General features: G+C 48.4%; 14 protein-coding genes and 1 tRNA gene. 5 read left to right on the forward strand and 10 right to left on the reverse strand.

The genetic code is table 11. The features are described 5' to 3' along the window. Positions 1 to 65: 65 nt before the first annotated feature. Positions 66 to 1,454 (reverse strand): nicotinate phosphoribosyltransferase, encoded by a 1,389-nt coding sequence (locus NWF04_07540; GenBank protein ID MCW4006430.1) that lies wholly within the window; start codon positions 1,452 to 1,454, stop codon positions 66 to 68. Between the two features lie 208 nt (positions 1,455 to 1,662). Between NWF04_07540 and NWF04_07545 the strand changes: the two genes are divergently transcribed. Then, positions 1,663 to 2,025: a DUF1801 domain-containing protein gene (locus NWF04_07545; protein ID MCW4006431.1), complete on the forward strand. Its 363-nt coding sequence runs from the start codon at positions 1,663 to 1,665 to the stop codon at positions 2,023 to 2,025. Between the two features lie 12 nt (positions 2,026 to 2,037). Here the strand turns inward: NWF04_07545 and NWF04_07550 are convergent, their stop codons facing one another. Further along, on the reverse strand, positions 2,038 to 2,793 hold the full coding sequence (locus NWF04_07550; GenBank protein ID MCW4006432.1) for a hypothetical protein: 756 nt from the start codon (positions 2,791 to 2,793) through the stop codon (positions 2,038 to 2,040). A gap of 112 nt (positions 2,794 to 2,905) precedes the next feature. Next, entirely contained in the window at positions 2,906 to 3,307 is a 402-nt protein-coding gene (locus tag NWF04_07555; protein MCW4006433.1) for a hypothetical protein, read from the reverse strand. Positions 3,308 to 3,400: 93 nt separating this feature from the next. Between NWF04_07555 and NWF04_07560 the strand changes: the two genes are divergently transcribed. Beyond that, positions 3,401 to 4,648, forward strand: coding sequence for an aldo/keto reductase (locus tag NWF04_07560; GenBank protein MCW4006434.1), 1,248 nt, complete (start codon positions 3,401 to 3,403; stop codon positions 4,646 to 4,648). A gap of 31 nt (positions 4,649 to 4,679) precedes the next feature. Here NWF04_07560 and NWF04_07565 read toward each other — a convergent pair. Further along, positions 4,680 to 4,755, reverse strand: a tRNA-Gln gene (locus NWF04_07565). A 311-nt stretch (positions 4,756 to 5,066) separates the two neighbouring features. Between NWF04_07565 and NWF04_07570 the strand changes: the two genes are divergently transcribed. Then, entirely contained in the window at positions 5,067 to 6,008 is a 942-nt protein-coding gene (locus NWF04_07570) for a transcription initiation factor IIB (protein ID MCW4006435.1), read from the forward strand. A gap of 1 nt (position 6,009) precedes the next feature. Here NWF04_07570 and NWF04_07575 read toward each other — a convergent pair whose 3' ends face one another. The 4 genes from NWF04_07575 to NWF04_07590 form a co-directional block, all read right to left on the reverse strand. After that, on the reverse strand, positions 6,010 to 6,234 hold the full coding sequence (locus NWF04_07575; GenBank protein ID MCW4006436.1) for a hypothetical protein: 225 nt from the start codon (positions 6,232 to 6,234) through the stop codon (positions 6,010 to 6,012). A 26-nt stretch (positions 6,235 to 6,260) separates the two neighbouring features. Further along, positions 6,261 to 6,569, reverse strand: coding sequence for a translation initiation factor (locus tag NWF04_07580; GenBank protein ID MCW4006437.1), 309 nt, complete (start codon positions 6,567 to 6,569; stop codon positions 6,261 to 6,263). A 91-nt stretch (positions 6,570 to 6,660) separates the two neighbouring features. Further along, entirely contained in the window at positions 6,661 to 7,290 is a 630-nt protein-coding gene (locus NWF04_07585) for a TatD family nuclease-associated radical SAM protein (protein ID MCW4006438.1), read from the reverse strand. 81 nt (positions 7,291 to 7,371) lie between these two features. Next, positions 7,372 to 9,495 (reverse strand): right-handed parallel beta-helix repeat-containing protein, encoded by a 2,124-nt coding sequence (locus tag NWF04_07590; GenBank protein MCW4006439.1) that lies wholly within the window; start codon positions 9,493 to 9,495, stop codon positions 7,372 to 7,374. 144 nt (positions 9,496 to 9,639) lie between these two features. Here NWF04_07590 and msrA point away from each other — a divergent pair, with 144 nt between their 5' ends. Then, on the forward strand, positions 9,640 to 10,212 hold the full coding sequence (msrA, locus tag NWF04_07595; GenBank protein MCW4006440.1) for a peptide-methionine (S)-S-oxide reductase MsrA: 573 nt from the start codon (positions 9,640 to 9,642) through the stop codon (positions 10,210 to 10,212). Positions 10,213 to 10,239: 27 nt separating this feature from the next. Here msrA and NWF04_07600 read toward each other — a convergent pair whose 3' ends face one another. Beyond that, positions 10,240 to 11,217: a ferritin-like domain-containing protein gene (locus tag NWF04_07600; GenBank protein MCW4006441.1), complete on the reverse strand. Its 978-nt coding sequence runs from the start codon at positions 11,215 to 11,217 to the stop codon at positions 10,240 to 10,242. Between the two features lie 184 nt (positions 11,218 to 11,401). On the opposite strand from NWF04_07600, the gene NWF04_07605 reads away from it, so the two are divergent. Further along, positions 11,402 to 12,172, forward strand: coding sequence for a hypothetical protein (locus NWF04_07605; protein ID MCW4006442.1), 771 nt, complete (start codon positions 11,402 to 11,404; stop codon positions 12,170 to 12,172). A 43-nt stretch (positions 12,173 to 12,215) separates the two neighbouring features. Here the strand turns inward: NWF04_07605 and NWF04_07610 are convergent, their stop codons facing one another. Then, on the reverse strand, positions 12,216 to 13,784 hold the full coding sequence (locus NWF04_07610; GenBank protein ID MCW4006443.1) for a dihydropteroate synthase-like protein: 1,569 nt from the start codon (positions 13,782 to 13,784) through the stop codon (positions 12,216 to 12,218). Between the last annotated feature and the right edge of the window lie 4 nt (positions 13,785 to 13,788).

The following is a 13,788-nucleotide window of genomic DNA, read 5'->3' on the forward strand; positions in this document are numbered from 1 at the left end:
ATGGACAGCAAATATCCTTTCCAAAAAACACTTTTAAGTGTTTGCCAACATCTAACGCCCAACCACTACGTATCAATTTGGGTTTTCCGCAGTTTCTGCTCCAAATCCTGTATGAGCTCAGTTAGAGCATGGGTTAGCTCCACGGGGTACGGCGTGGCGTTGGCGAGTTTTTTGTGTTTAGCTGGAAGTTTTTGGATGTTTTCCGCCGCAGCTGTGCGTATCTGATCCAAGCTGGGCAGGGCGTAACAGATTTTGCCGTCTTGCATAACCCGCCTAAGCAAGGGCTCGCCGCCCATTTCTTCACTATCTAGAGCGATGTAGTCTTTTTCGTAGCAGCCGTTGGAGTCGCAGAAGCGGTAGACCTGTTTTTTAGCGGGAAGCGTGATTTTGCCTTCGCTAAGCTTCATAATCGGAGAAGCCACGCCGTCTGCGCCTATGGTTTCGGCTAGTTTGTAGATGACATCGATGTAGGGGTAGTCGGCGGAGGTTCCAAGTTTTGTGCCTACGCCAAACGCGTCGATTTGCGCGTTTTCCTCTTGTAGCTTGGTGAGTTTGTATTCGTCCAAGTCGCCACTTGCAAACACTTTCACGTATTCTAAGCCGTTCTCGTCAAGCATGCTGCGGACTTTCTTGCTAATCAAAGCTAAGTCGCCACTGTCTAAACGCACGCCACCAAGCTTATGCCCCGATGCCTCAAGCTCCTTGGCTACGGTTACGGCTTTTTGGGCACCCGCCAAATCATCATACGTATCAATAAGAAGCGTAGATTTGCCTGGGAAGGTTTTGGCAAAAGCGCGAAAAGCATCAATTTCTTTTTCATACGACATGACAAAAGAGTGTGCCATGGTTCCGAAAATGGGGATGCCGTACGCTAAACCCGCAAGCACGTTGGAGGTTCCGCTGGCGCCTGCGAGGTAGCTGCTTCGGGCGACTTTCATGCCTGCGTCTATGCCGTGTTCTCTGCGCAACCCAAACTCGACCACTGTTTTACCGTTTGCAGCTTGCACGATGTGCGCGGCTTTGGTGGCTATCATCGTCTGCAAGTTGACCGTGTTTAACAGGAAAGTTTCGATAAGCTGAGCTTCAATAATTGGAGCGGTGACGCGTATGAGCGGCTCATTAGGAAAAACCACAGTGCCTTCGGGAACCGCCCAAACCTCCCCCGTAAACTTGAAATCGCGCAGGTACTCCAAAAACGCCTCGCCAAAACCTTGCTTTCGCAGGTAAGTCAGATGCTCCTCAGTAAAATGTATGCCCTCCAGATACTGCAGCACCTGCTCCAAACCCGCAAACAAAAAAAAGTTCCGATGCGGCGGCAACCGCCTAACAAACAAATCAAACGTCGCAGGCTCAAACTGGCCATTATCAAAATAACTAGCACACATAGTCAACTCATACAAATCCGTAAACAAAACCATGTGCTCCTCACTTTGAAAAGCCAAATAACCCTTCATACGTAAAACCAGCAACCCAACCACATTTAACAGTTTGCATCAACCCAACCCCCACAGCACCAACCTATCAGCAGCCTATTAGGTTCCAAATTTTAATTCTATGCAGAAACCATAGGGGGAGGGGGTCTACTTTACACTGAAACAGCCAAAAGCCAAAGGCAGAAAAGCGGATATAACCGTGGCGGGATAAGTTTGCGTGGAGATGCGGATGGGTAGGGAGTTGGATGCTTTTTTGGCGTTGTTTAGCAGGGAAACGCGCGAGAACGTTTTGTGCCTGCGTAAACTTGTTTTGGAGGTTTTGCACGGCGCATTTGAGCGGGTGGATTTTAAGGCAAAAATGATTACGTATGGATATAGCAAAAAGGAAGGCGAATGGGTTTTGGCGTTTGTGCCTCACCTAAAGCATGTTAACGTGGGTTTTAGCAGGGGCGCACAACTCTTTGACCCGCAAGGGTTACTGTCTGGTAGGGGCGAGTTAGCGCGGCATCTCAAAATCAAATCAGAAGCGCAAACCCAAGACCCCGCACTACGGCAACTTTTGGAGCAAGCGGCAAAACAAGAGCAAACCTAAAGAAACGTGTGTTTAGGTGAGGTATTTGCGTACGTAGATGCGTGTTTTGATTATGTAAGGCGTTAGAAGGATGGTTAGGATTGTTCCGATGGTTGCTAGTACGATGATGTCTCCAAAGACCCACCCGAAGAACACGGTAGGGGATATGTTAAGGGGTATGTTTCCAAATGCAGCGAGGGCGCCTACTCCAAAGATTCCTGAGACAAGGCTAGCGGCAAAAACTCCAACGATTAGCCATGTGAGCCATGTTTTGCGGTTTTCCAAGGCGGCTTGAGCAAGCAAGAGTCCGATGCTTACAAAGAAGGTTGCAATGAAAACTGTGGTCATCGAGTTCACTAAGGCAACTGCGGAGACCACCACATCTAAAGCTAAAAGCGCTGCTAACCCGTAGGTTAAGGTGGGACGTTTTAGGGTCAGCAGGGGCTTGAGTTTGAGGGAACGGTAAACCATCAAGGGGACTAGTCCTTCGAAAAGGTCAGCCAAAGACCACACAAGCACAAAATCCAAAGAGTAACCAAAATAGAGCCCCATAAACACGCAGCTCAAATAGCCTGCAAAGCAGCCCCAAAGCCCAAACCACAACGCCAAAGGAACATAAACCGCCGCTGCAATGTAAAGACCCGAAACACCAGGAACAGGCGAATTCTCAACAGGCGCAGCAACAACCGCCCAAATAGCCAAAACCGTACAAAGCACAGTTGCAACAACAAAAACCGCAGGCTGCCGCCACGAAACACCCTTACTTGCGTGTCCATCAGTTACCTGCAAAGCACATCACCCCAAAAGCGCAGCAACACCCATTTAAAATTTTTCACACACAAGCAACTGCAAAAAAGAAAACGCAGCTACAATTCAAAGAGGAAAAGAGCAAAGGAGCGGGTTAACTGAGTTTGTTTGTGATTTCTTGGATTTCTTTGGCAAAGTCGGCGGGTTCTTCGGGTTTCATGCCTTTCTTTGCAACGGTTAAAATGGTGAGGTAGCCTTTGTTTCTAAGTGCTTTATCTAAGCTCCTAAATACACTGCCTTTAAACAGACGGTAAGTGCAAAACAGAATCGCTTTTTTCCCGTCAGATTGCGGTAGTTGCTCTAAAAATGCGGAGGTTTCTTTGGCGGGGCGAAAACCCTCCACGGGCGTGCCCAAAACTAGCAAGTCACAATCGGCTACAACCGAAAGGTCACAAGAGTCGATACTGCACGACGGCGCATTTAGGGCTTGGGCGATAGCTTGTGCCATACGTTTAGTGTTACCTGTCCGTGAAAAATACAAAACACAAGGCTTCATAAACGCATATTCAACTGTCTCACCTAATATAATCTTCGCTGGCAGAAAAACAATTATGCGCTGCCAAGTAATGTTGTGTTGGAGTGTTGTTGTTTGCAGTTTAGGGTGGTTCCTAAGAATGGGGATAAGTTGTCTGTTTTGGGGTTTGGGGTTATGCGTTTGCCTCAGAGCAGGTTGGGTACTGTGTATGAAGAAAAAGCGGTAAAGCTGATTCGTTACGCTATCGACAGCGGCATTAATTACTTGGACACAGCAGCTCCGTATCATCGGGGAGAGAGCGAGAGAATTTTAGGAAACGCTTTACGTGATGGCTACCGCGAACGGGTTAAAGTTGCAACCAAGCTGTCTTCTTTTATGGTGAATCGCCCAGAGGATATGCCTAAAATTTTGGAGTCACAGCTAAAGAAACTGCAAACCGACCACATCGACTACTACTTGCTCCATGCCTTGAACGCCAAATCATGGGACAAACTGCAAAAATTTGAGGTGCTGAAATTTTTGGAGAAAGCCAAAAAACAAGGCAAAATAGTCAACACTGGCTTTTCTTTCCACGACTCCACTGCCACCTTCAAAAAAATCATAGACGCCAACGACGACTGGAGCATGTGCCAAATACAATACAACATCATAGACGAGAATTTTCAGGCAGGAAAAGAGGGACTGCAGTATGCGGCGTCAAAGAAGCTGGCGGTTATGATTATGGAGCCTTTGCGGGGCGGGTTTTTGGCAACCAAAGTGCCCAAGGAAGTTGAAAAAATTTATGCACAAACGGGCAAGGGGAGGTCGCCTGCTGAGTGGGGTCTGCGTTGGGTTTGGAATCATCCTGAGGTCACGGTTGTTTTGTCGGGCATGAGCACGCAAGAGCAGGTTGAAGAAAACGTTAGCGCATGTGAGGATGCTTTGCCTAACTCGTTGAGCCCACAAGAACTCACAGCCATAGATAAAGTGGCAAAGTGTTACAAGCGGCTAATGAAGGTACCCTGCACAGGATGTGCTTACTGCATGCCCTGCCCCAACGGCGTAAATATCCCAGGAAACTTTCACGTTTACAACCAGTACAGCATGTTTGGCCAAAAACTCTATTCACGAGGCGTATACGCGGTCCTACTCATGGGCGTAGGAAACCACGCAAAAGAAGACGCATCACTATGCATCAACTGCGGAGCCTGCCTCCAAAAATGCCCCCAACAAATCAACATCTCCCAAGAACTCAAACAAGTACAAAACACCCTCGGCGACCTAACAACAAAAATCATGCTCCCCATCATCAAACACCTCAACCCCCTCAAAACCAAACCCACCAAACCCAAAGAAGAAAACAAAGAAAACAGCAACACCTAAACTCTGCAAAACAAACCGCAAAAACCAAAGGTGGTAGCCCGTGAGAGATTCGAACTCTCGTCAATGGCTCCAAAGGCCACTATGCTTGACCACTACACCAACGGGCTGCGGGCTGGTTTTTGGTGCTAGAAATTTAACGATGCAGGTTTTTCCTAATAAGCATTCTCACTGTAAAAAGGAGGAGTTGTTTGAGGAGAAGGTGAGGGTTGGTTCAGAAGGTTTTTAAGAAATGGTGATATTTGGTATTTGGTATCTGCGAGTTGTGATACTGAATCCACCTATTCAAACCGTAAAGCTTTTATACATCGTCTAATCCTTTGCTTAGAATGCGCGGGCCGTATGTACATTTTTGTAAGCCCCCAGTAGGCGGGTTTTGTAGATTTGTGTCGGTTTTGCGTTTATTGAATGGAAGTGTGAAATGTTGAGCAAGGAAGCACCAAAGGTTCATCAGCGTTTAGCAGATAAATGCCCTGAATGCGGCAGTGAAAATCTTGTTCATGATTATGATACAGGGGAAACCGTGTGCGGAGACTGCGGTTTGGTCCTCTACGAGCAGATGCTAGACAAAGGACCTGAATGGCGTGCTTTTACGCAAGAAGAAAAAGCTTCCAGAAGCCGTGTTGGTGTCCCAACATCTTATAGTGTTCACGACAAAGGCTTATCCACAGCCATTAGCCAAGTTGACCGCGACGCCTTCGGAAGAAAACTCCCCCTCGCCACCAGACTGCAAATGTGGCGTCTTAGAAAATGGCAAATCCGATCCCGAGTCCACTCATCTATTGACCGCAACCTCGCCCAAGCCATGGCAGAACTCGACCGCCTCTCAGACAAAGTCTACATCCCCCCACCCATCAAAGAAAAAGCAGCCGTCATCTACCGCAAAGCCCTCGACAAAGGCTTGGTTCGAGGCAGATCCATCGCCGCCATCGCCGCCGCCGCGCTTTATGCAGCTTGCCGTGGAAGCGGAACCCCCAGAACCCTGCGTGAAATCGCCGAAGCCAGCTTAGTTGATAAAAAAGACGTTGCACGTTGTTACAGGCTGCTACTGCGCGAACTCGAAGTACACATGCCCATTGCTGACCCGCTAACCTACGTATCAAAAATCGCTGAACGCACAGGCATCTCGGGCAAAACCCAGGGCGCAGCCATAACCATCCTACGAGACGCAAGACGCAAACGCGCCGCCGCAGGAAAAGACCCCATGGGCTTAGCCGCCGCAGCACTATACATTGCCTGCCTGCAAAATAACGAAAAGAAGACCCAAAAAGACATTGCAGAAGCCGCAGGCGTTACCGAAGTTACCGTACGCAACCGCTACAAGACCCTAAAGAAACAGCTAAACCTAGAATTGCCTGACTAATTTAGTCGGTAGTTTCTTTTTCGTTTTCTTCTTCTTTTTCAAGTTCCATAAAAACTGGTCCCATGTAGCCGCATTCTTTGCATAGGTACTGCTGGGGCGTTAGCCACAAATCCAAAGCGTGATGCAACTCTAGTTTTGGGCTGGCGCATTTTGGACAGAAAATGTAGGTTGGTTTTTTGTGCTTTATGCGTTTGAAAACGCCGTGCACATCTTTTAGGGACTTCAACTTTGAGCCGCCCTTTTTAGGGTAAGTTATTGGCGTTCGATGTTTTCGGCGGGGTACCCGATTTTGATTAGGTATTGTTTGATGCGGTCGCGGTGGTCACCTTGCAGCATGATTAAGCCGTCTTTGGAGGTTCCTCCACATGCGCAGTACCCTTTGAGTTTATGAGCTATTTCAGATAAATCGGTTGTTTTCTCGTCTATGCCGTCAACGATGGTTGTGGGTCTGCCGAACTTTCGGGTTTCAAGTCTTATACGAATTCGCTGTTGTTCTTTTTCTATCTCGCCACAAACACACAAGTCTTTTGGGAGTCCGCAGGTTGTACAAACTTCAGCCATGACACTCAACAATGCATTGATTCGGCAATATATAAGAGTTTCAAGGGAAAACAGCAAAAACGCGCAGACAAAACCAGCACCAAAAAAGGGTTTAGGAGAAGCAGGGGATGTAGTCGCGGATTCTAAAGGAGGCGCCTAAGGAGTCTACGATGGTTTTGACTTTTTTTAGGTTGACTTCGGGCATTCTTATGGCGGAAACTTCAACGTCGAGTCCTGCGGCTTTGGCTTGTTTGACGAAGTTGGTTACGGCTTGAAAGCCGCCGTTGAAAACAGGTCTGCAGTTCTCGGCGTAGGTTTCTTCGTCGTTTCCGTTTAAGCTGACGCTTACTTTGTCTATGCCCGCCGCTTTGAGCTCACCCGCGACATCGCGGTTAGGATTGAGAACATAGCCGTGTCCGTTAGTGTCTAACCGCAAAGTCAACGTGGGGGCACGTTTTTTTATCCACCGCGCAACCTCAAGCAGCAAATCTAGGCGCTGTGTGGATTCGCCAAAGCCACAGAAAACCACTTCAGTCCAGCGCCGCGCAGTAAGGTTGCCTTCAAGTTCAGATAGGATTTGCTCAAGCGCTGGCTCCGCAGCATGTTTAAGGTTAAAGCCGCCCACGCCTTTTTTGAAGTTTCTAAAGCAGAACCAGCAGTTATTCGAGCATTTGTTGGTGATGTTTAGGTAAAGGCTGTTGTCAAGCCAGTAAACCGCTTTGGGGTTGTCGTCTTTAGCCATACAGTTGCCTTCTGCACCGCATAAATGAGGCACAGCAGCTTTCCATATAGTTTACGGTACAAACAACAAAAACAAGCAAGACTATCTCTTTTTCCTGTTGGCAAAAAACGCGGCTGCGGTAATGGCGGCAAGCAAGGGGAGCAGTATCCAAGGTTGGAGTTCTGGGATGGGGGTGTTGGATAGGATGGCTGCTATGTCGCCGGGGAGGGGTTGATTGTAATGTGAGGTAACGGTGAAGGTTAGGGTCTGCTGGGGGGTGAGGGTTGTGTTTTGGTATTCTATGGGTTGCCAGGTGCTGTTAAGTCCGGTGGTGTAGACGTTGATGTAGGGGAAGGGTTGGTCGAGTTGGATTTGGAAGTGTGCACTGGATTGGCTGCTTGCTGGGGAGAGGTAGGGGCTGATGTTTAAGTCGTAGAGGAATACGTAGCTGCCGTTTATTGTTTGCACGGGGTGTTCATAGTGGATTTCCAGCACAAAATCGTTGCGGGCAGGGTTAGCCAAGCAGGAAATCATTTCCCAATCCCCAATGTCAGTGGGATGCCGCGCCGAAGGGTCAATCTCGTTGTAATTGCGCCACGTCAACTCGGCACCGTCTATTTTGATTTGGATGTTTTGGGTTCCAGGGGGGACGGGATAAATCAAGGGCAAACCGTCCTCGCTGTTTTGGAGGTTGTGGTGCATGGGGTAGAGTCCGTCAACTTTTGCCCAGAGGGCTCCGTCGTGGTTGTAGATTGTGTAGTTGAGGTATTCGTGGGGCATGGCAAGCAGGCTAGATGCGGGGAGGTCTTGGCTGGTTATGGAGTTGCCCCAAGGCGCCATGAGGGGGTGTTGGTCGGTTTCGTTGGAGTTCACGGCGATTTGGTTTGGGTAATCGCTTATGCCGTCTTGGTTGAGGTCAACCCCTGTGAAGCTGCTCCAGTAATTACCCTCAACACCATTATCCCAACGGTTACAAGAACCCAAAAGCAAACTGCCCGACCAGTTGCCCACGAAATTGTTGTGAAACAGCGTGTTATTTGTGGCACCGTTCCAGAAATCAAACAAGCCGTAGTTGCCGAGGAAGTTGTTTTCTGTTAGGGTGCAGTTTGTGGTATCGTCTAGGCGCAGGGCGGTTTGGCTGTTTTGCAAGGTATTGTGGGTTATGAGGCAGTTGGAGGAGTTGACTAAGTGCAGGGCGTTGAAGTTGTTTGTGAGTTCGCAGTTTTCTATGTTGGCGTTAGTGGTGTTGACAAGAAGCAGTCCGTCCCAGTTGGGGGTGGATTTCCAGTTTTGCACGGTTAGGTCGTTGCAGTTTATGGCGGCTACCCAACCTGCATTATGGGTCACGATGAAGCCTGACTTGTTTACTAAGAAATAAACGGGCTTTTCGTTTACGGTGTTTGTCTTATCAATGCTGTGAAGGTGAGTTTCCAGGTTGCTTCCCCATAGCCTAAACCCGCACAGGTTATCACGCAGCACGTTTGCGGTCAAGGTGAGGTTTGTGCTTTGCCAGATGTCTATGCCTAAGCCTTTTTGTTCTATGGTGTTTGCGGTTAGGGTGCAGTTTGCGCTGTTATCCACCGCTATGCCTTGGGTGTAGTTACCCGAGAGCAGGCTGCTGCTGTTTGGAGCGGTGGGGCTTGAGAGATGGTTGTTTGTGAGTTGGACGTTTTGGGACCACAGAATCGAGACGCATCGGGCGCTGTTGGCGTTTAGGGTGTTGTTTTGGCTAAACTCTACGGATATAACCCCCGCATCCGTGTTTTGCAGGACTTGGTTACCCGTTGAGTTTTGCTTAAGTTCGATGCTGCAGTTCCCCAAGCTGTTTTCTTGCACAAGGCACCCGCTGCAATTAATCAGGTTTATGCCACGCAAAAAACGTTCAAAACTTATGTCTCTTAAGGTAACGTTATGCACATTTTCCAAGAGTACGCCACTTTCTGAAGAGTACCCCACCAGCCTATAACCGCGACCATCAAGCACTATATCACTTCTCTCCACCCCAATACCCGTGTAAATATCCCCAGTGAACCTGTACACGCCGTTGACGTATTGAATATGGGCGGTAGGGGGCTCAATTTGCCCATCGCTTCGGATGTAAATCCCAGGAGTGTACTGACCGTAATATGCTTGAACAGTCAAGGGAGAAGAAAATGCAGTCAGCCCTGCAACTACAAAAAACATCATGCAAACAAGAGCAAGGGCAAAGGGTCGTTTCCCAGTCAAAGCAGGTCATTTAACGATGCAACAAACAGGGCTTTATGACTTATGCCAAATCCACCACACAAAAGGGAAGGCAAACAGACTTAAACGCGCAGCCCCACAATTAAGCAGAGTTCTAAGGCAGAGTTGTATAAGAGGGATTTATGCATGAGCAAATCAGAAACAGGTAAGGCAAGTTTTGAGGTGGCAACTTTAGGTGGAGGCTGTTTTTGGTGTTTAGAAGCGGTTTTTAGCATGATTGAGGGTGTAGAAAAAGTGGAGCCGGGTTACGCTGGGGGTTATGTGGCGAATCCAAGTTATGAGCAGGTGTGCTCTGGAAGCACGGGGCACGCAGAAGTTGCACAGGTAACTTTTGACCCTGAAGTTACAAGTTTTAGGGAGATTTTGGAGGTTTTCTTTGCAGCCCACGACCCCACCACGTTAAACAGGCAGGGCGCTGATGTGGGAACCCAGTACCGCTCAGCCATATTCTACTACACACCTAAGCAAAAAGAAATCGCCCAGCAACTCATAGCGGAGCTGGAAAACCAAAAAGTCTACAATCAACCCATAACCACCAAAGTAGAGCCGCTACAGCAGTTTTACCCCGCCGAAAACTACCACAAAGACTATTATCAAACAAACCCCAACGCACCCTACTGCCAAGTTGTCATAAACCCAAAAATAGCCAAACTACGAAAAAAGTACCTATCAAAACTCAAAGCTGCCTACAAAAAATAAGAAGGGCTTTGGAGCCAAAGGGGGATTTTAGAGGTAGTCGTCGAATTGCCAGTAGTGTTCTTCTTCTTGCATGATGATGTCTTCGAAGAGGCGTTTGGTTGTGGTGTCGCCGCGTTTGGTGGCTTCTTGGATGATGGTGCGGTATAGCATGATGGCGTCGTTTTCGGCTTTGCGGTCTAGTTTTATGAAGTCCTCGGAGGTTTCGCCGACTTGAGGAAGCGGGTCAGGGTTGGTTGTAGCTTCTCCGTCAAGCATGTAGATGCGTTCGCTGATTTTTTCGAAGTGGTCCATTTCTGCCATGAAAACTTTTTTGAGCAAATCGCTTACGACTTGGGCTTTGTTGGATTCTTCGATGACTTCTAGAGAGGTGGTTTTGCGTCGGAGGGGAAGGTAGCTTGCTTTTTCGTGTTGGTTGACGTACTGTATGATTGCCATGATTTCTGAGGCTAAGGCTTTGTTAAGTAGGGCAAAGTAGTCGTCAGTGAAGATTTTGAGCCACTCAGAAGCGGGTGCTTCGGGGACGTCTTGGGATTTATCCTGCACGTTTTCGTATTCTTGGAATTTGAACAGGTGTTTTTCTTCTTCGCCGTAGATGCGTTCAAACAGGTCACGGGTTTCCCAATCGCCCAGCTGTTCAGCGGCTTTTATAATTGTGCGGTACAGCACCAAGGCTTCTTCTTCAGCTCTTATGCCAGCTTTAGCAAATTCGCTTAGGCTGTTGCCTACGGTGACTTTGTCGGCTTTGGTTGTGGCGGAGCCGCCAAGATAGTAGATGCGCTCGGTGATGTCGGCGGCGTGTTTCATCTCTGCAATCGCGAAGTCTTTAAGAAATTTACCTACCGCGTCGTAGGTTGTTTTGTCAAGCAAGATGTTTTCGGGGGTGACTTTGCGCATGAGTTTTTCCATTTTTGCATGCTGCAACATGTACTGAACTGAAACTTGAAGTTCCCTAGCAACAGCTTGGTTTAAAAGGTCAAAATATGATGAGGATGCTTTAACTGCCAAAACAAATCACAACTCCAATATAAAATACAATCAAAAAGATATAAAGATTCTTTGCAACCCGCCCTGGGCAGGAAAACCGTCGTGTTACTTTGTCAAGGCAAACAGCGTTTGGAAAAACTTTTATATCTTGTGTAAAATACTACACAGCGATGCAAGATTCTACATCCAAAGGCAGGCACAAAAAATGAAGATAACCACAAGACAAATCGCCATGGTCACCGTATTTGCATCCTTGTACGCTGTTTTAAGAGTAATACCCACTGTCCCCATGATAGGAGTTGAAGGAGCATCATTTTCTGTCGCGGACGTTTTGGCTCCAATTTACGGCATAATCCTTGGGCCATACGTGGGGGGCTTAAGCGTTATTGTGGGCACGTTTATAGGCATGAGCGTAAAGACGCCGTTCTTTTTGGGGCTAGATTTTCTGCCCGCACTGGTGAATACGGTTGCGTTGGGTTTTTTGGTTAGACGCAAATGGTGGCCAGTTGTGCTGCTAAACGTGGCTTTGTTTTTGGGTTTTGTTCTTAACCCGTTAACGCTAAATTTCGTGGAAATCCCAACTGGCAGCGCGTCGATAGCGGTTCCGTTCATGTGGATGCACATAGTTGCCTTCATAGTGCTGCTCTCGCCGCTGGGACGAAACGCAGGCAAATGGATCCAATCCCAAAAACCACAAAAAGCCATCGCAGGCTTTGCAGTTTTAGCCTTCATCGGAACCATGATGCAACACCTCATGGGCAACATACTCTACGAAAACATATTCGTCTACGTCTCAAAATTCCTAACCCCCGAATCCATCATGGTACGCTGGAACGCAGTCTTCTTCCTCTACCCCATAGAAAGAACCATACTAGTAATCTTTGCAACCATCATAGGCGTCGTACTAATCAGAGTCCTACAAAAATCCTTCCACAACATCCTAAACCTACCCCCACCAGAAAACCAACAAAAATAACCCAGCAACCACCGCTTTTTCTTTTTCAGTTAATGCCACGGGTTTAGGGGCAGGCATCGAAGAGGTTGGCGTCTTGCACGTAGGATTTGCCTGTTTTTAGGGCGATTTCTGCTTTGGCTATTTCGCTGCCCAAGTAGGCGGCGTGGTCTAAACGGCTCAACAGCCCCAGTTCTGCGATTTTGCTGTAGAGGTTCGGGGCGGTTTTTGCTTTTACTACGTGTGTGGGCGTGGTGGTTTGGGAGTTGGGAAAATGCAGGGCGATTAGGGTTTTTGCGTTGCGGTCTACGGCGATTTTGAAGATGCCTTTGGGGTCTTCTACCAAAGCGGGCATAGAATCGGCGGTGGTTGTATGCGCGGTTTTTTCTATGGCGGGGTTGTAGGGTTCTTCGCGGCTGCGTTTTTCTTTAAGCAAAAGCAGGTCCAGACCTAGGTCTTTGGGTACGGAGCCGCGGCGTTTAGATAGAAACATCATCTGCGCAGCAACAGCTTCTTCATGCACAGTTCCCTTGGCTTTAACGCTCTTCTCAGTTGCCAGGAGCATGCTCGCGTCCACCTCGGCAGACAAACGCGCAAGCAAAGCATTCACGCCAACAGAATCCGCATCAAACAACTCCGTCACGTTTGAAACACCCACAAACAACGGAACCTCAGGATTCCTGCGCGCGAACTCTTCGTACGCCACAAACGACTCCAAAACGTTAGATGGCTCCAAAATCAAATCCGCCAAAATCCGCTTCACGCCAAGTTTTTGGGCTTTGGCTATGATTTCTTCAAGAAAAACGACGCGTTCATGTGCTGTTTTGGGGAAGATGCCTTCGCGTTGGTTGGTTGGTATGGCGACTACGGCGACGTTTTTGGCGAAAGGCGCAATTTGCTCGACGTTGCCCGCATCCAAACTCAGAATCAACTGGGCACCTGCGTCTACGGAGGCTTTAATCTCGTTTGGGTCAAGCGAGTCGATGCTCACGGGAACATCCACAGCACGTTTGATGGCTTGGACGGCGCGTTTGGCATCTTCGGGTCGGCTGCCTCCTGAAACCATACCCACATCAACCACATGTGCCCCCGCAGAAACAAACTGCACCGCTAAACGCTCCAGTTCCTCATCAGGCATCAGGGCAGCATCCACGATTTCAGCCAAGACCCGCATCGGAAAGCTCTTCCCAACCGCCAAAGCTCCAATTGAAAAGTTTGCGGGTTCTTTTAGGAGGCGGTCGTGGTCGGCTTCAATTTGGGCTAGTTCTTGCAGGGCTTTTTTCTGAAGCCGGCTTCTGAGAAGGTCGCATGCAGGAGTAACAGGCGAGAGTTCTATGTTTTCGGTGAGGGCGTCTAAAACTGTGGGCAAATCCGCCGCGTAGCGTGGACCTTTGAAGGCGGGGGTGCCTGTGGCTTGGGTGATAACAGTGGCGTCTCCGCGAATCAAACCTGGAACCAAGATGACGTCGTACTCTTGGGTTTTTTGGGTTTTGAGTTCTTTGACGATGCCTTCAGGAGTTAGCAGGGCAGCTACGGGCAGTTTTAGGGCAATAACTGTGGTTTGCAGGGAACTTTCTTTGACGTATTGTTTGACGGTTTCTTCTGCGAGTAAGCCTGTTACTAAGAGTACCTTCAACGTT

It is taken from the genome of Candidatus Bathyarchaeota archaeon, from assembly GCA_026014465.1.
Classification (GTDB): domain Archaea; phylum Thermoproteota; class Bathyarchaeia; order Bathyarchaeales; family Bathycorpusculaceae; genus JADGNF01.